The sequence below is a fragment of the Chryseobacterium oncorhynchi genome, assembly GCF_002899895.1.
In the GTDB taxonomy this organism is placed as follows: domain Bacteria; phylum Bacteroidota; class Bacteroidia; order Flavobacteriales; family Weeksellaceae; genus Chryseobacterium; species Chryseobacterium oncorhynchi.
Window position 1 is genome coordinate 373,981 of sequence record NZ_PPEI02000004.1, and the last position, 24,963, is coordinate 398,943.

Annotated in this window: 25 protein-coding genes; 10 read left to right on the forward strand and 15 right to left on the reverse strand. The window is 34.8% G+C overall.

Translation table 11 applies throughout. The annotated features are described in order from the left end of the window. Positions 1–74 precede the first annotated feature (74 nt). The 9 genes from C1638_RS15310 to C1638_RS15350 form a co-directional block, all read right to left on the reverse strand. Positions 75–1,727, reverse strand: coding sequence for a tetratricopeptide repeat protein (locus tag C1638_RS15310; RefSeq protein WP_109622356.1), 1,653 nt, complete (start codon positions 1,725–1,727; stop codon positions 75–77). Between the two features lie 91 nt (positions 1,728–1,818). Next, positions 1,819–2,691 (reverse strand): PstS family phosphate ABC transporter substrate-binding protein, encoded by an 873-nt coding sequence (locus C1638_RS15315; protein ID WP_109622358.1) that lies wholly within the window; start codon positions 2,689–2,691, stop codon positions 1,819–1,821. Continuing rightward, positions 2,681–2,878, reverse strand: a complete 198-nt coding sequence (locus C1638_RS15320; protein ID WP_185140436.1) for a DUF308 domain-containing protein — start codon at positions 2,876–2,878, stop codon at positions 2,681–2,683. Before C1638_RS15320 ends, C1638_RS15315 begins: the two co-directional genes overlap by 11 nt. A gap of 77 nt (positions 2,879–2,955) precedes the next feature. Then, a complete protein-coding gene (locus C1638_RS15325; RefSeq protein ID WP_109622362.1) occupies positions 2,956–3,795 on the reverse strand; it encodes an energy transducer TonB in 840 nt (279 codons plus the stop codon). Between the two features lie 29 nt (positions 3,796–3,824). Continuing rightward, positions 3,825–4,391, reverse strand: a complete 567-nt coding sequence (locus C1638_RS15330; RefSeq protein WP_109622364.1) for an ExbD/TolR family protein — start codon at positions 4,389–4,391, stop codon at positions 3,825–3,827. An 11-nt stretch (positions 4,392–4,402) separates the two neighbouring features. Further along, on the reverse strand, positions 4,403–5,011 hold the full coding sequence (locus tag C1638_RS15335) for an ExbD/TolR family protein (protein ID WP_076355070.1): 609 nt from the start codon (positions 5,009–5,011) through the stop codon (positions 4,403–4,405). 61 nt (positions 5,012–5,072) lie between these two features. Beyond that, positions 5,073–5,936, reverse strand: a complete 864-nt coding sequence (locus C1638_RS15340) for a MotA/TolQ/ExbB proton channel family protein (RefSeq protein ID WP_109622366.1) — start codon at positions 5,934–5,936, stop codon at positions 5,073–5,075. A gap of 240 nt (positions 5,937–6,176) precedes the next feature. Next, the gene (gene leuS / locus C1638_RS15345) at positions 6,177–8,990 is read right to left on the reverse strand and encodes a leucine--tRNA ligase (protein ID WP_109622368.1); all 2,814 of its coding nucleotides are present in this window, start codon (positions 8,988–8,990) and stop codon (positions 6,177–6,179) included. A gap of 180 nt (positions 8,991–9,170) precedes the next feature. Further along, complete coding sequence (locus tag C1638_RS15350; protein ID WP_109622370.1) at positions 9,171–9,650, reverse strand: lipocalin family protein; 480 nt, start codon at positions 9,648–9,650, stop codon at positions 9,171–9,173. A 199-nt stretch (positions 9,651–9,849) separates the two neighbouring features. On the opposite strand from C1638_RS15350, the gene C1638_RS15355 reads away from it, so the two are divergent. Genes C1638_RS15355 through C1638_RS15365 form a run of 3 tightly spaced genes read left to right on the forward strand, consistent with a single transcriptional unit; the run spans position 9,850 to position 12,234 of the window. Next, positions 9,850–10,827, forward strand: a complete 978-nt coding sequence (locus C1638_RS15355; protein ID WP_109622372.1) for an acyltransferase family protein — start codon at positions 9,850–9,852, stop codon at positions 10,825–10,827. Between the two features lie 25 nt (positions 10,828–10,852). Next, positions 10,853–11,608: a glycosyltransferase family 2 protein gene (locus C1638_RS15360; RefSeq protein ID WP_109622373.1), complete on the forward strand. Its 756-nt coding sequence runs from the start codon at positions 10,853–10,855 to the stop codon at positions 11,606–11,608. Continuing rightward, positions 11,608–12,234: a calponin homology domain-containing protein gene (locus C1638_RS15365; protein WP_109622375.1), complete on the forward strand. Its 627-nt coding sequence runs from the start codon at positions 11,608–11,610 to the stop codon at positions 12,232–12,234. Before C1638_RS15360 ends, C1638_RS15365 begins: the two co-directional genes overlap by 1 nt. Here the strand turns inward: C1638_RS15365 and C1638_RS15370 are convergent. From C1638_RS15370 to C1638_RS15395, 5 genes are all read right to left on the reverse strand, one after another. Further along, a complete protein-coding gene (locus tag C1638_RS15370) occupies positions 12,226–13,464 on the reverse strand; it encodes a 3-deoxy-D-manno-octulosonic acid transferase (RefSeq protein ID WP_109622376.1) in 1,239 nt (412 codons plus the stop codon). The genes C1638_RS15365 and C1638_RS15370 overlap by 9 nt on opposite strands. A 40-nt stretch (positions 13,465–13,504) precedes the next feature. Beyond that, positions 13,505–14,221, reverse strand: coding sequence for a C40 family peptidase (locus tag C1638_RS15375; protein ID WP_076355086.1), 717 nt, complete (start codon positions 14,219–14,221; stop codon positions 13,505–13,507). An 87-nt stretch (positions 14,222–14,308) separates the two neighbouring features. Then, positions 14,309–14,956, reverse strand: coding sequence for an O-methyltransferase (locus C1638_RS15380; RefSeq protein ID WP_109622377.1), 648 nt, complete (start codon positions 14,954–14,956; stop codon positions 14,309–14,311). A gap of 113 nt (positions 14,957–15,069) precedes the next feature. Further along, the gene (locus C1638_RS15385) at positions 15,070–15,228 is read right to left on the reverse strand and encodes a CCPGW family putative bacteriocin (RefSeq protein ID WP_109622380.1); all 159 of its coding nucleotides are present in this window, start codon (positions 15,226–15,228) and stop codon (positions 15,070–15,072) included. Between the two features lie 465 nt (positions 15,229–15,693). Continuing rightward, positions 15,694–16,527, reverse strand: coding sequence for an OmpA family protein (locus C1638_RS15395; protein ID WP_109622384.1), 834 nt, complete (start codon positions 16,525–16,527; stop codon positions 15,694–15,696). An 87-nt stretch (positions 16,528–16,614) separates the two neighbouring features. Here C1638_RS15395 and tilS point away from each other — a divergent pair, with 87 nt between their 5' ends. The 5 genes from tilS to C1638_RS15420 all read left to right on the forward strand — a co-directional run bounded on the left by tilS (position 16,615) and on the right by C1638_RS15420 (position 22,601). After that, on the forward strand, positions 16,615–17,964 hold the full coding sequence (gene tilS, locus C1638_RS15400) for a tRNA lysidine(34) synthetase TilS (RefSeq protein ID WP_109622386.1): 1,350 nt from the start codon (positions 16,615–16,617) through the stop codon (positions 17,962–17,964). After that, complete coding sequence (locus C1638_RS15405) at positions 17,954–20,023, forward strand: protein-disulfide reductase DsbD family protein (RefSeq protein ID WP_109622537.1); 2,070 nt, start codon at positions 17,954–17,956, stop codon at positions 20,021–20,023. Before tilS ends, C1638_RS15405 begins: the two co-directional genes overlap by 11 nt. A 272-nt stretch (positions 20,024–20,295) precedes the next feature. After that, complete coding sequence (locus C1638_RS15410) at positions 20,296–20,820, forward strand: biopolymer transporter ExbD (protein ID WP_109622388.1); 525 nt, start codon at positions 20,296–20,298, stop codon at positions 20,818–20,820. Between the two features lie 123 nt (positions 20,821–20,943). After that, positions 20,944–21,726: an alpha/beta fold hydrolase gene (locus tag C1638_RS15415; RefSeq protein WP_109622390.1), complete on the forward strand. Its 783-nt coding sequence runs from the start codon at positions 20,944–20,946 to the stop codon at positions 21,724–21,726. Positions 21,727–21,788: 62 nt separating this feature from the next. Then, positions 21,789–22,601: a patatin-like phospholipase family protein gene (locus C1638_RS15420; protein WP_109622391.1), complete on the forward strand. Its 813-nt coding sequence runs from the start codon at positions 21,789–21,791 to the stop codon at positions 22,599–22,601. A 91-nt stretch (positions 22,602–22,692) separates the two neighbouring features. Here C1638_RS15420 and C1638_RS15425 read toward each other — a convergent pair whose 3' ends face one another. After that, complete coding sequence (locus C1638_RS15425; protein WP_109622392.1) at positions 22,693–23,697, reverse strand: DHH family phosphoesterase; 1,005 nt, start codon at positions 23,695–23,697, stop codon at positions 22,693–22,695. Between the two features lie 234 nt (positions 23,698–23,931). Here C1638_RS15425 and rpmH point away from each other — a divergent pair, with 234 nt between their 5' ends. After that, positions 23,932–24,090, forward strand: a complete 159-nt coding sequence (gene rpmH / locus C1638_RS15430) for a 50S ribosomal protein L34 (protein ID WP_034701860.1) — start codon at positions 23,932–23,934, stop codon at positions 24,088–24,090. A gap of 154 nt (positions 24,091–24,244) precedes the next feature. Beyond that, complete coding sequence (locus C1638_RS15435) at positions 24,245–24,955, forward strand: cell division ATP-binding protein FtsE (RefSeq protein WP_076355104.1); 711 nt, start codon at positions 24,245–24,247, stop codon at positions 24,953–24,955. The last annotated feature ends 8 nt before the right edge of the window (positions 24,956–24,963 follow it).

The following is a 24,963-nucleotide window of genomic DNA, read 5'->3' on the forward strand; positions in this document are numbered from 1 at the left end:
AAGATAAGTTTTAAATAAAAACTTCCCAAACATTACGAATGGGAAGTTTTAATATCTATAATTTAAATTTTAAATTACTTGTTGATCTCTGCATTTAATTTTACAGCATCCTGGTAAGTAGGATCTAACTGTAAAGATTTTGCAACATAATCTTTTGCTTTTGCAGCATCAGAATCTTTACTCATGTAAGCTACTGCGAAATAAGCATAAGCAAGAGTTTGCTTGTTAGCTTCCTGATCAGCAGGTTTTACTGTACTGATGAATTTCTCATAAGCTAATTTTGCAGCATCATTATTTCCTGCCTGTTGGTAAGAATACCCTTGGCTATAATATGCCGGAGCCCAATCAGGAAGAAGAGCTGACATTTTTTGCCATGTAAGAATTGCTCCATTCCAGTTTTTAACATCCTGATAAGCTGTAGCTAACTTAAATAAAGCATCAGAATCCTGAGCGTTAGCAGCAACTTGCTTCTTCAATCCTTCGATTGTAGGGTTGGTAGGTCCTTTGTCTACATCTGCTTGAGAAGCACCACCACCTCCTGCGATGTTAGCCAATTCAAGATCCCACTTCATCGTCTCATCTTTTGCAGCTTTTGCAATGGCAATTTTTTGTTGAGATTCAGTAGTTAAAGCAGATTTTTTAGCTGCATCTTTTTCGTCTTTAGCTAAACCAGCAGCAATAAGCCCTTGTAGACCTTGGTCAGCTGGCTGTACTCTTGTTTTTTCAGCTTGAGAAACGAAAGTATCCATATTTTGCTTTGCTTCTGCATAATTTTTATCAGCATAAGACTGATAAGCTCTTAATTTGAACTTGATAGGATCTTCAATTTTATCAAAAATCTTATCTAATACAGTTTTAGAGTTTGCATAATCTTCATTAGTGAAGTATAATTTTGCAATTTCTAATTGAGTATATGGATCTTCATCAGCATATTTTGTATAGTTGATAAGGTCTTGTGTAGCCTTAGCATTTTGTTGATATCTGATATCATAACCAGCCAATGCTTTATATGCAGGAGCATAAGTAGGGTCTACAGCAATAGCTTTATCCACACTTTCTTTAGCTTTTTGCCATACTTGAGCAGCCATCCATAGAGTAGCCATTCTTGTGTAAACAGAAGCTTTATTTTTAGCTAAAGGTAATGCTTTGTCATAAGCAGACATAGCCTCTCCTGGTGCTCTTTTTAGTCTGTAAGCATCTCCTAATGTATAATAGTAATGCGCAGGAACTCCTTTTTTCTCAGCTTTTTCAATAGCCTTAGTCAAGAATTGGATTGCAAGGTCAGGTGAACTGTTTTTTTCAAATAAAGTCAAAGCTTCAGCTGCTCTGAACAATACTTCAGCATCTTTTTCTCTAGAATCAGTTACCACTTTCTGAATTTCAGCAATAGCACTTTTGTCGCCTTTACTTAATTTAACAGCTGCTAAGCCAATTTTATTAAGATAACTTTTACCGTCAGCTGCTAATCCTTTGTTAAAGCTTTCTGTAGCCTTAGCATAATCCGGCTCTCCTTGTCTTAAGAAAGTATTTCCTAAATAGAAGTAGTTTTCAGCAGTAGGCTCTTTAGCGATCATATCAGTGAAGTTGGTTTTTGCCTGAGCAAATTTATCACTGTCTATACTGTTAATACCATCCTGCAGTGTTTGTGCAGAGGCGAAACCGGTAAAAAATACCACGGCTGCTCCAAAAGCAATCTTTTTTACATTCATATTCATTATATCTTTCATTTTATATTTTCTAAATAATTGAGTTATATTCTACACAACTTTCAGACCAAAACATTTTTTTTAATGGGAATAAATTGTGAATTTAATAATTTTAACGCATTTGCACCTCTCTTTTATAGACGTTATACGGCTGTAAACCCTCTTTTTGAACAATTTTTTGCCCTAAGTGGGTGCATGAAAATCGTATAAAGCCATTAGCTATATTGAAGTTTCCTTCGTTAATAAGGAAATAAAGTACTCTTGTGAATGGATACTCCATAGAACGAAGCCCCTCGAAGTTAGCAGTGTATGATTTCCCTTTATCTACTACAGGAAGTACTTTCACCATCTCTCTAAGCTTCTCAGAAGTTTTATCATAGGGGCGGCTGAATGTATTAAGCCCTATAACCCCAACTTTGCCAGGATATTTTCCTAGCTCCTCGATAATCTTCTGATTACCGGGAATAATGGAAAACTTAAGGTCTTTAGGTTGTTTTTTTAACTTCTCTGCAACAAAGTTCAGATTACTTGAATTGGTTCCGTCAAAAATAAAATTCTTCTCGTCTGAAAGAAGTCCACTATTGATTTCATCTATTGAAATACTTTCTTTAGGGGATTCTTTTGGAACTACAAAAACAACAGCATCTGCTGCAAATTTAGCCGGAAGAAACTTGAGATCTGTTCTCTCTTCATAGGTTTTTATTTCTTCGGGAGTAAGGTTTCTGGACATTACAATCACTTTCGCATTTCCTTTCAATAAATCAAGAAGACCTAAATCTTCTTTTTTTGTCTCGACTTTAATGCGTGTCTCCGGATAATTAATCATATAGCCGTCAGCTAATGCCTCTGTAACACTTTGAAAAGATTCGTCTGTAAAAATCGTAAGATCACCCTTGTGGTAGGAAGGAGATTTCTCCTCTTTTTTGCATCCTGCCAGTATAAATCCTATTACGAAGACAAGTGCAATTTTAAAACTATTCTTCATCTTTCGATTTTTTGATTTTAGAAACAGCTCTATAAATTCTAAATATACCATAAATAATTAAAAGAGCACCCAATGCATAAGCAATAGCAGGTTCTAAAATGGTAAAGAAGAATTTATAGGCAATCACTACAATTCCTAAAACGATATAAAACAATCCCGTAACCAGGGATAACCAATTGAACATCATGTAACAAAAATACAAAAAAAATAAAAAGGGAAGCATATGCTTCCCTTTTTATTTATATTCTGAATAAATAAGTCTAATTATTCAAAGTTCATAGTAAATGGTACGCTATAGTAAGATCTAACGCTTTCTCCATTTCTCTTAGCAGGAGTCCACTTTTTAAGTTTCTTAACTACACGTACAGCTTCACTGTTGAAGTCACCATTTGGAGATTTCTCTTCAATAGTAACCGCAGAAACAGTTCCGTCTCTTTCTACAACGAACTTAAGCTTAGCTTTAAGTGTACCTTCACCTCCTTCCATTAGGGAAGTATCGAAGTTATCTCCTAAGAATTTTCTCAATGAACCCATACCTCCAGGATATTCTGCAGACTGGTCTACATCTTTGTAGATTTCGTTAGGATTATTCGCCTTCACTTCTACTGTGGTAGCTTTAGTACCTGTAGATGGTGGTGGTGGTGGTGGCGTATAAGCCGGAGCTTTCACCCCTTCCTGATTATTCAAACCAGTTGTTGTTTCCAACTGCTTAGAAATTGGTGGAGGTGGAGTTTCAATTTTCGGAGCTTTTACAGGCTCAGGAACTACGTTCTGAATTACCTCAATTTTTTCCTCTTCTTTTGGAGGAGGTGGTGGAGGTGGTTCTTCTTCTTTAGGCTGCTCGATAATCGGATCTTCTTCGATAATATCTACTAAATCTGCCTTTACTTCTTGCTTAGGCGGAGCTGTAAGATTTTTAATCGTAAGATAGATGAACGGAGACAAAGCTGCCAAAAGGAATAAAGCTGTACCGATGATAAAAGACTTTGTTAAAAGTCTCGGATACTGATGTCTAAGATCATAGGCACCATATTCCTTGTTTCTATTTTCAAATACAATCTCGTCTAAAGTAAGATTCTGATTGTATACATTTTCATCTGCCATAGATTAGATATAACAATTTTATGGTTAAATTACTTTGTAGCAGCCGGTGCAGTAGCACCCCCTACTTTCTTCTCATAAATAGCTTTCTCCCAAGGTTTGATATCAGTAACACCGTACTGCTCACTTTTGGTAATTGCCATTTCATCAAGAATATCAACAAAGTTCTTATATACAGCATCGTCAGTTGGCTTAATGATCACGGTAAATTTCGTTTGATCTGCAGCTCTAGATTTTGCCTGCTGAATTACTTTTCTAATTCCCTCTCTATCAAGAGTAGTTTCCATAAGAGTTTGGTCATTCAAGGAAGTTGCATCCTGTTGGTGCCAAAATACTCTATTATTTTTTCCTAATAAGATAGAAATTGAGTTAGAAAGTTTAATTTCTGTTGGAGGTGGTTTTTGTTTATCATCTTTCGGTTTAGCCGGAAGACCCAAATCCATAACATTCGGTTTACTGAATGTAGTTGTGAACATAAAGAAGGTAATCAATAGAAAACCCAAGTCCACCATCGGAGTCATATCGACTCTGGTGTTTTGCTTCTTGGAACGGACCTTGCCGCCCTTGCCGCCTTTTTCTTGTACTTGTACTTCTGCCATTTCTATCGATATTATTCGTTAGGTTTACCTTCTTGTGATGTAATCAACCAAAATTTAAGAAAATCAATATCTCTTAAACCCTCAAATAGACTTTTAACTTTAGGGTACTGAGTCGTAACGTCACCTTTAATAGCTAACTTGTAGTCAGGGTTAACGCTTAAACTTTCTTTTACCCAGTCAATTAATTGCTTATTTGTACTGTCCATAGGAATACCTGTAGGACTCTTATAATTTTTCTGCTCATCTCCAGACATATCCAAATAACCTTTAAGTTGGTTCATCGGAACTCCAATTGCCTGAACTTTCTGGAAAGCTGCTTTTTGATTATTGTCAAAAGTAATACCATACTTTTGTCCCATTTTATCTAAAAGAGCAACTCTTTCTGATGCGTTTTCTACTGGCTGGAAATAGAATTTTCCGTCCGGAGTAGCGTTGATAGTCATTAAACTAGCATCAGGAAGCAATTTTTCCGAAATTGAAGATGGCGGTTTGATCTGCTCCACATCAGGTTTTTTAAACTGAGTGGTCAAGATAAAGAACGTAAGAAGTAGGAACGCAACGTCACACATTGCGGTCATGTCCGTCACTACTCCATGTCTTTTTGGTTTGACTCTCGCCATTATTATAAAATATTTTTAATTAAACTTCTTTTAATTGCTAATGCAAATTCCTTGCTAATTCTTAGTTGAATTCAGCGAAAGACTGCTGGATGCTCATAGAGATCTCGTCGATCTTATAAGTTAATCCATCAATTTTAGATGTAAAGAAGTTATAAAGAATAATAGCGATTGCAGAAGTACCAATACCTAATGCAGTGTTGATCAATGCTTCAGAGATACCTGTAGATAGAGCAGCAGCATCTGGAGTACCACCTCCTGAACCTAATGCAAAGAATGCCTTGATCATCCCGATTACCGTTCCTAGTAGTGCAATTAATGTTGCAACTGTACCTAAAGTAGAAAGGATCATCATGTTTTTCTCAAGCATTGGCATCTCAAGAGTAGTAGCTTCTTCGATAGCTTTGTTAAGCGCTACCATTTTCTGCTCTTTATTTAATGTATTATCGTGAGAAAGTGCTTTGTAAGTAGTAAGACCTTCTTTTACTACGTTACCTACAGAACCTTGTTGTCTGTCACATTCTTCGATAGCTTCGTCAATTTTGTTTTGGTTAAGTAAGCTTCTTACTTGTACTACGAAGTTGTCTAGGTTTCCTTTTCCAGCAGCTTTACCAAGAACGAAATATCTTTCAAAAGAGAAAACAATTACCGTAATCATGAAAGTAATCAAGATTGGTACAATAATACCTCCTTTGTAGATAATACCTAAAAACGATTCTGGATGAATGTCTTTTCCTTCAATACTTGAAAAAGCTACAGAACCACTTCCTAGTTTATCTGCATCTTTAAAGTTTCCTGGGCTCCCAAGAACGAATAAATAAATACATATCCCTATAGCAAATAGAATAGGAATAATAACAGCTGGATTTAAACCTCCTGCCTTTCTAGCAACTACTTGCTCATCATTTTTTGAAACATTCATTTCCATATTTAACTAAATTATATTGTTTTAAAATTTTACAGGGTGTAAATTAAAGGCAAAATTAATTAAAATGCAAGAGTCTTAATTAAACATTTTGCTTTTTTTTGATAAAGAAAATTTAATACGATTTCGATATAATAATTATTCTTAAATATTTTATTTATTTTTCCCAAATTTAACATTTGAATTAAAAAATCATAAAAATAAGACACCCATTTTTTTTAATTTCCCAATGTTAATTTTTTTTTAAATTACGATATTCACAATACGGTGAGGGACAACAATGATTTTTTTAGGGGTTTTCCCTTCCAAAATCTGTTGCATTTTCTCATTTGAAATCACCAAATCTTCGACTTCCTTCGCAGATAATTGAGCTGAAAGCGAAATTTTGAACTTCATTTTACCATTTACGCTTACCGGATACTCAATTTCGTCCTCAACCAGATAATCCTCATTTAATACTGGGAATTGTTCAAATTCTATTGAAGTATCGTGACCTAATAGATTCCATAGTTCTTCACAAATGTGGGGAGCATATGGAGAGATGATAACGGATAACGGTTCTAAAATATTGCGTTTGTTGCATTTTAATTTCTGAAGCTCGTTTACAGCAATCATGAATGAAGATACAGAAGTATTGAATGAGAAGTTTTCTATATCATATACCACCTTCTTTATTAAGGTGTGTAACACTTTATATTCTGCCTTTGTAGGTTCTTCCTCAGAAATTTCAAAGGTTTCTCCATTGAAGTGTAAGTTCCAGAATTTTTTAAGGAAACCATATACTCCACTTAGACCTTGTGTATTCCAAGGCTTGGATTGCTCCAATGGTCCCAAGAACATTTCATATAGTCTTAAGCCATCTGCTCCGTACTCTTCACAGATGTCATCAGGGTTTACTACGTTATATTTTGACTTGGACATTTTTTCTACTTCACGGCCTGTGATGTATTTTCCATCCTCTAAGATAAATTCTGCATTTGCATAATCAGGTCTCCAAGCTTTGAATGCTTCTGTATCTAATTCATCTGATGTTCCTTTTAATAAGGCTACATCTACGTGAATCTGTTGAGTTTGATAATTACCGGCTAAGCTTTTAGAAACATATTGGTTAGTTCCATCAATTCTATACACAAATGCACTCATTCCTAAGATCATCCCTTGGTTGATCAATTTTTGGAAAGGCTCATCATGGTTAATGTATCCTCTATCTTTTAAGAACATATTCCAAAAACGGGAATACAACAAGTGACCGGTTGCATGCTCGCTACCTCCGATGTAAAGATCTACTTGTCCCCAGTAATCTGAAAGTTCTTTTGCGAAAAATTCTCCATCATTGTGAGGATCCATATATCTAAGGAAATACCATGAGCTACCTGCCCAACCCGGCATTGTGGATAATTCCAGAGGGAAAATAGTTTTGTCATCTATTAAATCTGTAGAAACTACTTTTTGGTTCACCTCATCCCAAGCAAATTCTTTTGCATTTCCTAATGGTGGATCTCCGTCTTCTGTTGGTAAATATTTTTCAACTTCAGGAAGTTCCAACGGTAATGCAGATGCTGGTAATGTGTAAGGCATTCCTTCCTTATAATATATAGGAACCGGTTCTCCCCAATAACGTTGTCTTGAGAAAATAGCATCGCGTTGTCTGTAATTAGTTGTTCCGTGGCCAATTCCTTTGTTTTCGATTTCTGAAATCATTTTTGATTTCGCATCGTTATAACTTAATCCGTTTAAGAATTCAGAGTTTACACATACTGAGTCTTTAGAATCAAAAGATTTTTCCTGAACGTCTTCTTCAGTTTCAACTACTTTTTTAATTTCAAGATTAAATTTCTTTGCAAATCTGTGATCACGTTCATCATGTGCAGGAACAGCCATTACTGCTCCAGTTCCATATCCCATCAATACATAGTCTGAAATATAGATAGGCATTTTCGCTCCACTAAAAGGATTGATTGCATAACTCCCTGTGAAAGCTCCGCTCACGTTTTTCACGTCAGACATTCTGTCTCTTTCCGTTTTTTTGGAAGTTTCTTCAATATAGGTATCTACTTCTACTTTTTGAGCGTCTGTAGTAATTGTTTCTACTAAAGGATTTTCTGGAGCCAAAACCATAAATGTTGCTCCAAAAATAGTATCAGGTCTTGTGGTGAAAACCTCAACGATTTCATCATGCCCATCTACTTTGAACTGAACTTGTGCTCCCTGAGATTTTCCGATCCAGTATTCCTGAGCATCTTTCAACGGTTGCGGCCAGTCTAATGTAGAAAGTCCTTGTAATAATCTTTCAGAATATGCAGAGATTCTCATGCTCCACTGCATCATTTTCTTTTGGAATACAGGAAACCCTCCTCTTTCAGATTTTCCGTCCTTTATCTCATCATTCGCCAAAACAGTCCCTAATGCGGGACACCAGTTTACAGTGGTCTCCGCTCTGTAAGAAAGACGATAATTCAATAGGATATCTTCTTTATCAATTTCAGAAGCGCTAGACCATTCTTCTGCGGTAAAGCTTAATTCATCGTTTTGATTAGCATTTAATCCCTCTGTTCCTTTTTCTTCAAAATGTTTGATTAAAGTATCGATGGATTCTGCCTTATCTGTATTTTTATTATACCAAGAATGATACAGCTCAATAAAGATCCACTGTGTCCATTTATAGTAAGATGCGTCTGAAGTTCTTAGTTCTCTGCTCCAGTCAAATGAAAAACCAATCTTTTTTAATTGCTCTTCGTATCTGTTGATATTTTGTTCTGTAGTGATTGCCGGATGCTGTCCTGTCTGGATTGCATACTGCTCAGCAGGAAGCCCGAAGCTGTCATATCCTACCGGGTGGAGAACATTAAACCCTTGATGTCTTTTGTACCTTGCATAGATATCCGATGCAATGTATCCTAGCGGATGACCTACGTGAAGTCCTGCCCCTGATGGATACGGGAACATATCGAGTACATAAAATTTAGGTTTATCTGTATTATTGGAGGTTTTATAGGTTTGATTGTCCTCCCAATATTTCTGCCACTTTTTTTCTATCTGCTGATGATCGTAAAACACTTTATATATATGTTATATGTTAGACTTTAAATATTTAGATTTTTTTCTTTTTTACAAGATTCACAAAATTAATGATTTTAAAAGAAATAAAAATTTAATTTATGATGAATTATAATTCTCTACTCAACAAAAAAGTCTCATCCGAAGATGAGACCTGTTTTATATCTTGAAGTACACTTATTAATGTTGAGGGTTTACTCTCTTGAAAGTATAGGTTCTTGTTTTAAACACAGTCGGATCTTCTGTTTCTTCTCTTACAGCCAGATTGAGGGTTGCTTGATTCAGAGTTATCACTTTTACATTAACAGGAGCTACCACACCCTGATACTTCATCTGCATATTCTTGCTGTTATTATCATAGGTATAGGTAAAGTTGGCATCAGGCTGAATATCACATAAACCTGGTGTAACAGGATCTTTCACATCAATCCTCTTTCCTTTTACTTCACTACTGAACCACCATCTGGATTCTTTCTGACAATCTGTATATGTAATCACATCCGAAATTGGCTGTTCACCTACCTTTACAGTAGTAATCACCTCTTTTAATGGCTGCCAAAACCCTATAAGTGGAGCTTCCTCAACATAATCGTTACTAGTAGAACATCCGGAGGCTACCAGTAATGATAAGCCTGAAAATAGTAGTGCTAATTTCTTCATAGATTAATTTTTTCAAGGGCTAAAATTATAATTTTTTTGATTTATATTACTATTTTTTGTGAAAAATTATTTTATCGACCTTTATTTATATATATTTTAAAACAGTCAGAGGTCATATTCTCTTTATTTAACAAATATTGAACCTCCGAAAATCCCCCTATTTTATTAAAAAAGTTATTTTTGTAGTCAAAGAAAAAAAATGCAAGATATAACGAAAAACAATTTTGACTTTATACGCGTTCTCCTCGCCTTTATTGTCTTTCTTGGACATCTTGGCACCCTTAGTGCATCTCCTGATCTCAAGATTTTTGAGCACAGCCCTATAGAAATTGCCGTTTTCGGTTTTTTTGCAGTGAGCGGATTTCTTATTGCAAGGAGTTATGACAGGTCTTCAAGCCTGAAAAGCTATTTAAAAAAGAGAATCAAAAGAATTGTTCCTGCTTATTTATTGGTTATTTTTTTATGTGCGATTTTATTAAGTTTGGTAAGTACATATTCTTTCACCGAATATTTCAGTAATACACAGGTTTACAAATACCTTTTTTGGAATTCATTATTTTTAAATTTTAAAGCACCTTGGCTTCCCGGAGTTTTTGGAAATCAAGCAGTGAATGGCGCCCTATGGACGCTGAAAATAGAAATGTGTTACTATTTTGCGGTTCCTTTGTTGTTTTTGCTGTTCGGAAAGAATAATAAATACAGAAATATAAGTTTGGTTATTTTATACTTTCTATCGCTTATTTACCTAAACTATTTTGAATCTTTAAATAAAATTTCACTTGCCAAACAGCTTCCCGGAACATTATCCTATTTTATCCCCGGAATGCTGATTTACTTTAATTTTGATAAATTCATCAAACATAAAAATATAATTTTCATCATTGCTATCGCCACTGTATGGATTGATTTATATTTAAAAATTCAGCTTTTTTCTCCAATGATGATCGGTGTTATCGTAATGTACATTGCCTATTCATTCAAATTCTTAAATAATTTCGGAAAATACGGAGACTTCACCTACGGAATCTACATCTTCCACTTCCCTATCATCAGGGTATTTGCCACATTGGGACTTTTCGCTAATTATAATCCATTCTTTATGGGCTTTGTGTGCATGCTGGTAGTTATTGGCGTGGGAATTGCCTCATGGCACCTTTATGAAAAAAGATTTTTATAATTTTGAACAATATTTAAAAGCATAGATGAAAGACCTTGTCTCCATTATTACTCCCTGTTATAATTCTGCTGAATTTATTGAGGAAACCATACAGTCTGTCCTTAACCAAACCTACGAAAACTGGGAATGGCTGATCACAGACGACCTTTCTAAGGATAATACAGTAGAAATTATCAGGAAATACAATGACCCAAGAATAAAGCTGCAGGTTCTGGAGAAAAATGGAGGTGCCGGAAATGCAAGAAATAATAGTCTTGAAAGAGCCAAGGGCAGATATATTGCTTTTCTGGATTCTGATGATTATTGGTACCCTGAATACATTGAGACTATGACGGGTTATATGCAGGAACATCATGCAGAGCTTGTGTATTGCAATTATTCAAGATGTGATGAGCAGCTTCAGCCGATTCTGAAAGATTTTCTTGCAGACAAAGTAGTTACATTTTCCAATCTCCTGAAGACATGCCGATTGGCTCCTGTTTCTACCATGTATGACTCTAAAAGGGTTGGGAAATTTTTATTCCCTGTCAAAAGCAAACGTGAAGATCATGTGATGTGGCTAAACCTATTAAAAGTAATCCCCGAAGGAATGCCTATTAATAAAACCATGGCAAAATACAGAATGCGTGAGAATAGTGTTTCCAGAAATAAAAAAAATATCATCAAGGATCAGTATCTTGTATATAAAGATTTCATGGGATTCTCCACTTTAAAATCGTTATATTACACTGCTAACTGGGCCATGAATGGGTTTCTAAAATATTCAAAAATTTTCAACTAATGGAGTATTCAAAAGAGTTTAAGGCAGCATTGAGTGCTTTTTCCAGTACCGAAAAGGATAAACTTATCTTCAGACTACTGAGAAAGGATAAATTACTGTCTAAAAAATTGTACTTCGAGCTTATTGATCCGGCTACCACCGATGATAAGAGGAGTACGATGGAAGAAGATGTAGAGGAGAAAATTCTTTTAGCTTCAAAATATATTGGGAATGCCAAATATTTCCTGACGATCATCCGAAAAATAAGTGCTGAAATTACCGAACATGTCAAAATAACAACTGACAAATTTGGTGAAGTTTCAATTAATTTACTGATGATTAATAAGATTCTGGATTATAATAATGAATTGAGCAGACAGAGGTTTGACAATGTTTACAAATTGTACATCTACATCATCAATAAAGTATTCAAATCCCTGATATTAATTAAAAAACTGGATGAGGATTACTGGATGGAAATTGATGAGTTTCTACGAGATACCCAAACCAAAATATCAGAAAACCATTATCTTCAAAAATTATGCATCAATAACGGGCTGGATATTAACTGGCTGGAGTGCGATAACATTCCTGAAAATATTGAGCAAACAATGAAAGAGATAAAAAGTCAAGGCTTTTTAAGATAGAATTTTCTGCAGAATCATTTCTGTGGAATTAGGCTTTCCATCAACGAAATTTTTTGCATTCTGAGACATTTCTGTGAGCTCTTCTTCATTCTCTTCATTGGCAAGAAATAAAACGAATTCTGCGGCTGTTTGCTCGTCTGCAAAGGACTTTCCTCCATTCATGGAAATAAGATCGTCTGCCTCAGGATTCTTTTTGTAACGATTTCCAAAGATTACGGGAACCCCAAATGTCGCTGCTTCCAGAATATTATGCAATCCTGCATCATGAAAACCTCCGCCTACCACAGCTATATCTGCATAAGAGTACAGTTTTGATAACAAGCCTATACTGTCTATAATGAGGATCTGGGAACTGAACGTTGAAAGGTTTAAACTTTGTACTTCACTATACAATAACGCATCCGGAAACATATTCTTTAAGTGCTCTACCCTCTTCAAATCATGGGGGGCAATAATCATTTTTACAGTATTATTTTTTTGGGAGATCATTTCAGCAATTTTCTCCTCAGCCTGCCAGGAACTCCCAAAAACAACACTCTTATTTTTTCCTATGAAATCCGAAACATAATCAATATGATTATCTCGCATTTGAAGCTGTTTTACCCTATCAAATCTTGTATCTCCTGTTACGGAAGACCTCATCAATCCTACACTTTTAGCCAACGCAAGCGAAAACTGTGTCTGATGAAAAAACCAATCTACGTTCTTCCGAAGCTGTTTCACAAACCATTTGCCGTAAGATGTGAAAAAAGATTGTCTTTCGTAGAATAAGGCAGAAATTACATAAATATCTGCTCCCTTATTTTTGAGCTCGGCAAGCAAGTTATACCAGTAATCATACTTCACCGTAAAAAATAGTTTAGTATTAAATTGTGATACAAACTCTCTTACAGCACTCTTTTTATCAAAAGGCAGATAGCAAATCACATCTGCAATATGTTTCTTTTTAATAACATTCTCATATCCTGATGGTGAGAAGAAAGTGATCAGAATTTTATGATCAGGAAATTGTTCTTTAAGCTTCTCTAAAACGGGCAATCCTTGTTCATACTCGCCCAGACTTGCTGCGTGCATCCAAATCACCTTATCAGTTTTTGAAAACGCAGATTTTACTTTATGCAAAGATTGTCTCCTACCCTCAACGCCCTTTTTAGTTTTATCATTAAACCATGAAAAAACTTTCATTCCAACAATGAGAAGATTAATGAATATATTATAAAGCAAGTTCAATTTTTGATTGATTTAGTCGTTAGACTTTTTTGTTATACTTTTAAATAACACTTTTAAGAACTCTCAGTTTATGAGTATGTTTATTCATTTCTTTATTGAAGATTCCTGTAGAATCCAAAGTATCAATTCTTACTTTTCCTGACGCATGAATGATCTTCTGGTTTTCCAGCATAATTCCTACGTGAATAATCTTCCCATCCGCATTTTCAAAGAAAGCAAGATCACCCGGTTGAGTTTCTTCCACAAAGGTAAGCGCTTCCCCTACCTCAGCTTGTTGAGAAGCATCCCTAGGAAGTTTAATATTATGAATTTTATATATCAGTTGTGTAAATCCGGAGCAGTCTACGGCAAAAAAGCTTTTGCCACCCCACAAATATGGAACATTAAGGAATTCCTTTGATGCCAAAGCAATACTTTCCCTTACGTCATGACTTCTTCTTGAGGCCACCACAGGAAATTCTACTTCAGATCCCATTGAAAGTAATGTTTTTCCATCATTCATCAATACGGAAGAAAAGTCCTCTGTAACTACAGTAACTTTTCTATTTGCCAGCTCTTCATCTGTTACAGGTTTTAGCTGTTTGGTATCCATCCATCCTTCATAGCCATCATAATGCATTTTTATTCTGGTCCAGTTTTTATTCACTTCCAGAATATCCGCACTCTCTCCAAACAATATTTCAGTAACAATTTCGGCTTTATCAGAACCTTCTGCACGAACCGGTGCTACTGTAACAATACAAATTCCTTTATTCATTAACTCTAAATTAAAAGATTGAATAATTAAAAGATTAAAATATCACGATTTATAAACGTTTTGAATATTTAATCCTTTACTATTTAGTTACTTCCTGCGAAGAAAGTTTACTCCATCACGCAAAGGTAGAATAAGATTTTCAAAATCATCGTCTTTTGCCGCTAAATCATTTAATTCCTGGATAGACTGTGTAGATTTCATCTTTGGATTTTCCTCCAGCACTTTTCCATACCACAGAACATTATCGAACATCACTACTGATCCTGATTTTGTATGAGGTTTTATTAATCTGAAATAATCTGCATAGTTTTCCTTATCTGCATCTACAAAGATTAAATCAAAGACTTCATCCGTTTCCTTTAAAAACTCTTTCGCATCCTGAAGTTTAAAATCAATTTGATCCGCATATTCACTGGATTCAAAATATTTTTTTGGAAGGTAAGCTAGATCTTCATTCACATCTAATGTTGTGATTTTACCATCTTTCGCTAATCCCGAAGCAAGACACAAGGTAGCATAACCTGTAAAAGTTCCTATTTCAAGAACATTTTTAGGCTGCAGCATTTGAGAAATAATAGTTAATAATCTCCCCTGCTGATATCCAGAGATCATATGTGGCTGTGTTGTCTTCTGATAAGTTTCTCTCCTCAGCTTTTTCAGAATTTCAGATTCCGAAGAAGCATGTGATTCCAAATACCTATCCATTTCAGGATTCTTTTCTTCAAAAAAACTCATACAATTTTAATTTAAACAAATTTAAGAATTTTAAAACTTCTTTTTGAATAACATATTGAAACAAAAAAAGAGAGAAATCAATCTCTCTTCTCTTATATATACCTATTTAATTATTAATAAGCAATGCAATACTCTCCTTTTCCTCCACATACCCATCCCGGACAGCAGTCACTAGTTCTTTGACAAATAATCTGAGGATTACAATAGTCATCGCCTAGAGAACCTTGTACATTTTTCATTTTTTCTCTTGAAAGTTTTTGTAGATTTTTCATAGTAATAATTTGTTGATTTAGTTTTCCTACTCTATAAGATTTTCGGATACCTCTATATATTAATTCCTTTTAACGAGAATTAAATATACGCATTATTTTATAAACCAAAGAATTAGAATTTAGAAAAACTATTAACAACTCTACCCATTATGGGGAAAAACCCCATATTAAATACCGTGAAAATACGGATGTTTTTTCTGTGGTATTAGTTATAAGTTTGCAGAGAGAACAAAGGGGTAAAAACACTAAGAGAAACAAAATGATTGCAGGAGAGACACAAACTAACCATGGGAATCAAAAAATCGCATCACCAAAAAGTGGTACGAAGTCTTCTGCAAAAAAAACCAAGACTGAAATATCCAATTCATTTTTACAGCGAATTATTTCCCTTTTAAAAAAGGAAGAATTAATTTGATTAAAAAAAAATCCCGAAGTAATTCGGGATTTTTTTTTATTAAGATTTGATTATTTCTTCGGAGCAATATCCATAAGTTTCATAAACTCATCCAGCTTAGGCATGATGATAATTTCAGTTCTTCTGTTTTCAGATCTACCGGAAACACTCATGTTCGTAGCTTTAGGATTATATTCAGAACGTCCACCTGCTGTAATTCTTGCTGGATCTACACCAAACTGAGTCTGAAGAACTTTAGCAACAGAGGTACCTCTTAATGCAGAAAGATCCCAGTTATCTCTTGGCAGGTTTGGAGAATTTAATGCTGCATTATCCGTATTTCCTTCAATTAATACTGAATATTTATCGTAATCATTAATTACTTTCGCAACCTTACCTAACACTTCCTGAGCTGCAGGCAAGATGTTATAATCTCCTGTTTTGTATAACATTTTATCTGAAAGAGAGATCATTACTACACCTTTCAGCACTTTCACCTGTACATCCTCATCTGATACATTATCCAAAGATCTCTTCAGTTTGTTAGACAACGCAAGGTTCAAACTGTCATTTTTAGCATTACTTGAAATCAACTGCTTAATATAAGTGTTAGAAGCATTAATCTCCCCTACCAGCTTATCAATGTTAGCAGAACTTTTTCCTGTATTTGAAAGACATGCATCCAATGATGATTTTAAAGCATCATGTTGACTTTTCAACAAATTGTTTTCACCTGTCAATGCAGAGTTTTGGGATTTTAGATCCTGAATCTCTCTCTGTCTTTCTCCGATATTTTCAATACACTGCTTATAGTTGCTACTCAAGGCATCATATTGTTTCTTGCTCACACAAGAAGTCATTCCCAACGCCATTGCAGAAACTGCTAAAACTTTAAAAATCTTCATAAGTAATCATTTTTAGACTACTCAAAGTTAGGGAAATTCAATTGAATTATATGGTTTATCTTTGCATAAAAGAAATTCTCAACAGATATGTTGAAAAAATTAAGCTTTAAAAGTCAATTAGAAAATCTTGTTCACAACCCTGAAAATCACACCTATCTTTTAGCTGTGAGCGGAGGAGCCGACTCTATGGTTTTAGCCTCTTTATTTCAGGATTTAAGAGACAATACACAAGGTAAAGAGCACATATTTCAAATTGCTCACATCAATTATAAACTTCGCGGAAAAGATTCAGACCTTGATCAAAAGGTTGTACAGGATTTTTGTGAGAAAAATCATATTAAATTCCACTTGTATGAAGTTTCGGAAAAAGATCAAAAACCGGAAAATTCTATTCAGCTTTGGGCAAGAGAACTGCGTTATACATTTTTCAAAGAAATCCAACAAAAGGAAAAACTGAAATTTCTCGTTACGGCTCATCATTTAAATGACCAGCTGGAAACATTTATTATTAATCTTTCAAAAGCATCGGGTATTAAAGGCTTGAGTGGAATTCCGTCCAACGCGAATTCTATTCTCCGTCCGCTGTTAAGTTTTTCAAAGAAAGAAATTTATCAGTTTGCAGAACAAAATAATATTGAGTTTCGGGAAGATCTTTCCAATAAAAAAAGTGATTATCTCAGAAATAAAATTAGGAATGAAATCGTTCCAAAGCTACAGGAGACGAATGATCACTTTCTGGAAAACTTCAAAAAGAGTTCTTTTTATCTGAATCAGGCCAATGATTTTGTTCAAAAGCAAATTCAGGAAATAGAAAATACGCTTACCGTATTTAACCAAGGCCATAAAATATTATCAAAGGAAAAGCTAGATCAGGAAAGCGATTTTGTCAAGTTTGAAATTTTAAAAAAATACGGGTTTAATCAGGAAGAAGAAATTCCCAAAATTTTCAAGGCAGAGAACAACAGTTCTTTTTTTTCTAAAGAGTATCAGTTGATTGTCAACAGAAATGAATTGATTCTCATTGAAAGAAACCACAAACAGGAAATCGAAGATGAAAGTTTATTGATTGATCATTTTGATTTTTCAGAAAACCAGATCGATATTAACATCCCGAATTCTATTGAAGACATTGATGGAATCGATAAGCATTTTGAATGGAGCTTTGATGCTGAAAAACTTCACTTCCCGCTGCATTTAAGAAAACAGCAGGATGGTGATGAATTTTTCCCGACAGGTTTTTCAGGGAAAAAGAAAGTTTCTAAGTTTTTTAGGGACGAAAAATTATCTATTTTAGCGAGGCAAAAAATTTGGATACTGACTGACAGTAACAATTCCGTACTTGGAGTATTACCTTTCAGACAGGATAGAAGATATGCAAAGGATGAGAAAACAAAATGTATTCTCAAAATTTTTAATGAAACGAAAAATGAAATTTAGAAATTGGTTTTTATTAATTCTACTATTTTTAGCAACAGGAATCAACGCACAGATTAAGAATCCTGTAAAGTTTAAATTCACTGTTAATGATCTGGGCAATAACCAGTATGAAGCAGTTCTGAATGCTACTATGGAAAGTGGCTGGCATATTTACTCTAAGGATCTTCCTGAAGATACAGGAATCCCGACTGAGTATAAGGTTTCAGGAAAAAATATTGAACTTATAGGAAAGTTTACAGAGGTTGGTAAAAAGCATGAAGAATTTTCTGAAGCTTTTGGCGGAACCATTGTTTATTATTCCAACTCAGCCGGATTCAAGCAGAAATTTAAGCTAAAAGATCCTACAAAACCAGCCGATGTTATTTCGGAAATCACCTATCAAACCTGTGATGACAGAGTTTGCCTTGCTCCGAACACCTTAGAATTTAATCAGAAAGTTACCCCCAAAGGAGCAACTGAAGAAGCTGCAACCAAAGAGACTACAGAAACAGCAAAAGATTCTGTAAAAACCTTAGAAACTGTTACCGAAAACCCAACAAAGGCAGATGTAACCATTTCTGAGGCTTCAAAATTAGATCCAAAGCAGTTGAAAATTGAAACACTGGATTTCAAAAATCCACTAACGGATTGCGGAACAGCTACTACCCAAGTGGAGGAAAACTACTGGACTTATTTATTCCTTGGTTTCATTGGAGGATTAATTGCTTTATTAACACCTTGTGTTTTCCCAATGATTCCTTTAACAGTCTCATTTTTCACCAAGGGAAGCAAGAATAAAGCAAAAGGTAAAAGAGATGCGATCATCTATGGATTTTTCATTCTTCTTATTTTCGTTTTATTGAGTATTCCATTCCACATCATTGATGGAATTGCAGGAAATATCTTCAATGAGATCTCAACGAGCGTATGGCTGAATATTGCTTTCTTTATTATATTTATCTTCTTTGCCGGAAGTTTCTTCGGGTATTATGATATTACATTACCTAGTTCAATTGCCAACAAGTCATCAAGAGCTGAAGAGGCTGGAGGAATCATCGGTATTTTCTTCATGGCACTGACACTGGTTATTGTTTCTTTCTCTTGTACAGGTCCTATTTTAGGAAGTTTATTAGGAAGTGCAGTAACAGGATCATCTAATGTTCCGATGTTATTAACATTTGCATTGGCTGGATTTGGATTAGCATGGGCTATTGTTTTCGGACTATTGGCTTTATTCCCGCAAGCTTTACAAAGTCTTCCAAAATCAGGAGGATGGATGAACACAGTAAAAGTGGTTTTAGGTTTCGTAGAATTAGCTTTAGCTTTAAAGTTCTTATCTAAGGCAGATTTGGTATCTAAAACTTTCTTCTTAAAAAGAGAACTTTTTATCGCCATATGGATTATCATTGCGCTAGGCTTAGCTTTATATTTATTTGGATTAATCAAATTCCCGCACGATGATAAAAAACCTAAAATCTCAATTACAAGAAAAATATTAGGGGCATTAGGAATTGGTTTTGTAATCTACCTGATCCAGGGATTAATTCCATCTGACCGTCCAAAACTTCAGTTATTAAGCGGAATCTTACCTCCATTGAATGTAAGTTATTTCCATGATGAAAAAGACGGAATATTAGGAATGCACCCTGAACATGACTTTTTCAAGGCTATTGAAGTTGCTAAGAAAGAAAACAAACCTATTCTGATCGACTTCACCGGCTATGGCTGTGAAAACTGCAGAAAAATGGAAGAGTTTGTATGGAGCGAGCCGGATATTCTACCGGTACTGCAAAATGATGTTGTTTTAGCTTCTCTATATGTGGACGATAAGGAAGAACTTCCTGAGGATCAAAAAACAAAAATTGACCTTGGAGAGGGGCAAATCAAAAAGGTAAAAACAATTGGTGACAGATGGAGCTTATTCCAACAAGTTAACTTTAATAATAACTCTCAGCCGCACTATGTTTTAATAACTCCTGACGGGAAAGTAATCAATACTCCGGTTTCTGGTTACATGCCAAAAGAGGACTTTAAGAAATTCCTTGAATGCGGAGTAAATTTCTACAAAAAGAACAAGTAAATTATTTACATACATCTCTAAACTCACACTTTTCAGTGTGAGTTTTTTTATGGCTAAAAAAAATTAATAACAGAAAATAAACAAGGAACTCTTTTGCTAATCACAACTTTAATACATTGACTTTAACATTATTTAAGTGTAATCATTTAATAAAAATGAAAATTTATTACACATTTTAAAATTTAGGTATAAACTTTGTATCAATTCTTCAAAATCACGATCGGGTTTTAAAGTTTTCATCAAATACCGTTTAACATTTTAAAATATTAATTATGGCTGAAGTAATTGCACAAGAAAAGCAGGGCGGCAAGCAAAAGAAAAAATTAATCAGAGTAGATATGACTCCCATGGTAGATTTGGGATTTCTACTGATAACATTCTTTATGTTCACAACCAATTTTACAAAACCCAATGTAATGGATTTAGGACTACCGGCAAAAGATCCCAACCCAAATCCTATTAATACTCCCGTTATTGGAGACAAAAACCAGGTCACATTCATTCTTGGAAAAGACAACCGGGTATTTTATCACCAAAGCAATGAGAAAGATCTCAATACCACAAATCTTAAGGAAACTGACTTTAGTGGAATAAAAATCTCTAAAATCATTGCTGAAGCCTATAAAAATGCTCCTAAACCAAATAAATTCACTGTTATAGTGAAACCAACGGATGAAGCCAACTATAAAAACTTCGTAGACATGTTGGACAATCTGGCTATTTCCAAAAAAGAACGCTATGGTGTTACAGACATCAAACCTTGGGAAACAAAAATTTACAAGGAATTAACTCAATAAAAGATAAAGGGCATTTTTAAAATGCTCTTTTTTGTTTACATTTGAAAGTAAAATCTATCCGCAGTCTACCTTTACTTCATACAAGGTAAACTGTATTATTTTAACTTTTATAATTTTGAAATCATGCTGAACTTTGAAAGAAAAGGAAACGGAAAAGAAACATTAGTACTCCTTCATGGCTTTATGGAAAACCTATCTATCTGGAGTGATATGGAATCGCATCTTTCTAAGGATTTTTCATTGTTAAAAATTGATCTTCCCGGCCATGGACAATCAGAGACCCTTGGAGAAATTCACACCATGGAACTGATGGCTGATGAAGTAAAAAAAGTCCTGGATGATCAAAATCTGGAAAAAGTACATTTATTGGGACATTCTATGGGAGGTTATGCCTCATTAGCTTTTGCTGAAAAATATCCGAATACTTTAAAAAGTCTAACTTTATTTTTTTCAACCTATTTTGCAGATGATGAAGAGAAAAAACAACAGCGTATAAAAAGCTATAGGATCATTAAAGATGCGTTTGCTCATTATGCCCGAGCTGGAGTTCCTAACCTGTTTAATCCCAACGAAAGAGACATTCTGGAAGGTAAAATTGAAACAGCACTTGAAACAGCACTTTCCACAAATAACATGGGAGCCCTTGCCTGTGTAAAAGGAATGGTGGAGAGAACCGATAAAAAGCATATCATGGAAAATCTGGAAGCTAAAATTTTAGTATTGGCCGGAAAACACGATAATGCTGTAAAAACTGATGTTACCATTAAGAATCTTCCGGACAGAACAAATATAAAATCCTACATCTTAGATTGTGGCCACAACGGTCATTGGGAAAAGCCAGGAATCTGTGCAGAAATTATCAATACCGAACTTCTTCATAATCTTCCTAAAAAACTGGTTTTATAAGGTTCGGTACAAAGAATTGTTCATAAAAAATACTGTATATTAGTAAAGAATAATTTTTAGAAATGGGTTTATTCTCGTTCAAAAAAAAGGAACCACCGAAGCCACCGGTTATCGGACTTACACTTTCAGGCGGAGGAATGCGGGGAATTGCCCATATTGCCGTCCTAAAAGCACTGGAAGAATACAATCTGAAACCACACATCATTTCAGGAACAAGTGCAGGCTCTATCATTGGTGCTTTTTATTCTTTCGGGAAAACTCCGGATGAAATGATGGAAATCGTAAAACACACTTCTTTTTTCTCCCGATCTGCTCTGAAACTATCCAAAAACGGAATATTCAGTTCGAGTTTTATTCTAAAATTATTTAAGGACTATTTTCCTGAGGATAATTTTAACATCCTAAAAATTCCCGTTTACGTTGCTGCTACAGAAATGACTCATGGAATTATTGATTTCTTTTCCGAGGGAGAGCTATTCATACCTCTTCTTGCCTCATCAAGTGTTCCATTTATTCTTCCTCCTGTAAGAATGGGTGATAAAATATACGTAGATGGCGGGGTTCTGGACAATCTTCCTATTGAACCGATCATGGACAAATGTGACTTTCTGATAGCTTCTCATGTGAATTCAATAAGCTATGATGAACTCAATAAAATGAGTTTAATGAAAGAGTTTGACAGGATTCTTCACTTAGCCATTGCAAAATCAGTCTATTCCAAGGTGAAACACTGCAACATATTCTTAGATCCTCCAAAAATGACAAAATATAGTCTTTTTAACAAGAAATATCTGGATGAAATGTTTCAACAGGTTTATGACTATACCTGCATGGAATTGGAAGAAAAAGGTTACACAAAAGGCTTGACAATCTGAAAAGCCAAAAACTCACTAAAATAAAAAAGTGCTATAGAAACCTATAACACTCAATATTTTAAACCTAAAACAGGTTAATTATTTTTATCTACTACAAATTTTCCTCAATCAATCTGTTTTTGAAAATTTCTATGGTTCCTGATAAAGAATCATCAGATTTTCCTCCTGCCGCATTAATATGACCTCCTCCGTTGAAATATTTTCTGGAGAACTGATTTACATCTACATCGTCCTTACTTCTGAATGAAATTTTAATAAAATCTTCATACAGATCCTCCATGAAAAAAGCAGACATTTTTACTCCGGCAATGCTTAAACCATAGTTTACAAAACCTTCAGTATCTCCTTTCTGGAAGCCAAATTCTTTAAGTTCATTTCTCGTAAGGCTTAAGATAGCTACTCTACCCTCATTTACCACCTCTATTCTTCCTAACACTAAAGCCAACAAATGAAGACGGGAAACAGTATTCGTATCCCATGTATTGGAAGTTATCATAGCAGGATCTGCTCCCTTTTCAATCAGGTTAGCAATAATTCTGTGGGTAGTAGCACTGGTAGAACGAAAACGAAAACCTCCTGTATCAGTCATAATCCCTGTATACAAACATTCCGCCACATCTTGATTTACCAATTTCTCATCTTCCATTGCTTCAATAAAATGATAAATCATCTGTGAAGTTGCAGGAATCACTGTATCTGAATACACGAAGTCAAATGGTTCCGGCTGTTGGTGGTGGTCAATAAGAATTTTCTTTCCTTGGGCTTTTACCAACCAATCTCCTAATAAGCCTATTCTTGATGGAGAATTAAAATCAAGACAGAAGATCACATCTGCCCCGAAAATCATGTCAGAAGCCAATTTCCTCTTATATTCTGCAATAATTACTTTCTTAGATTCCGGCATCCATTTCAGAAACTTAGGAAAATCATTCGGAACAATAACCTCAGCGTGAATTCCTTTAGCTGCTAAATAATGCTTCAATCCAAGACTGGACCCTATAGCATCTCCGTCCGGGTTATAATGGGTAAGGATAACTATTTTGTTTTCAGGCGTAAGTAATGTATTGATCTCTAAAAGTTCTGCTGGTGTAAACATCTTGTGTTTATTTTCGTTAAAATTTAAGTTTTCAAAGATAGAGCTTTTATATAAATCATTTTAATATTATTTTTGCCCGTAGAAATTCGTTTCTTATCAGGGTTTGGAAATGTTTGACTAAAAAACATTTCAAATATTTTCAAAAAAAGATAATCAAAGTTTGTATCTTATAAAAATTTCTATATCTTTGCAACCTGAAAATTAATAGATTAATTACGATTTAAACATATAGTAATGAGTAAAAGAACATTCCAGCCATCAGAAAGAAAAAAGAGAAACAAACACGGTTTCAGAGAAAGAATGTCTACGCCAAATGGAAGAAGAGTTTTGGCTGCGAGAAGAGCTAAAGGCAGAAAGAGTTTAACTGTAAGTGCTGCGCGCGCTAAGAGATAATCTTTTTATTATCATATACAAAAAATGCTTGAAAAGTAACTTTTCAGGCATTTTTTGTTGTTAAAATTTACTAAAATTTAAGTCCAATAGACTTATTTTTTCTATTTTTAAAAGTTGAAATATTTTTATTAGAAACAGCCTTTAAAATTAAATTATGCCACATACAAATATCTCCGGAGACAATATCATAAGTTTGCAGCATGCAAAAATTGCACAGAAAAACTTTACAGTTCTTACTGATGTAAATCTTAACATAAAAAAAGGGAGATTCTGTTATCTTATCGGAAAAACAGGTTCTGGAAAAAGCTCACTTTTGAAAACGCTTTATGGTCACATCCCATTAGCGTCAGGACATGGAGCTGTGGTAGGATTCGAGCTGGCAAAGCTAAAGCCATCTGACATTCCTAATCTTAGAAGAAAATTAGGAATTGTATTCCAGGATTTCCAGTTGCTTTCTGACAGAACGGTTGAAAAAAACTTGAAGTTCGTTCTGGAAGCGACAGGATGGAGTGACAAGGTAAAAATAGAAGACCGAATCAATGAAGTACTGGGAAGCGTGAACATGAAAAGCAAAAAGCACAAAATGCCACACGAGCTTTCCGGAGGTGAACAACAACGTATTGCTATCGCAAGAGCATTACTTAACCACCCAGATCTTATCTTAGCAGATGAGCCAACAGGAAATCTTGACCCGGAAACTTCCAATGAAATTATGACGCTATTGAAGCAAGTAGCCCTTGAAAATGGAGCTGCAGTAGTAATGGCAACGCATGACTACCATATGATTCAAAACTTCCCTGGTGAAGCGATCAGATGTGAAGACGGAAAAGTATCTGTACTGGATACAGCAGAATTATTTGAATAAGAAAAATG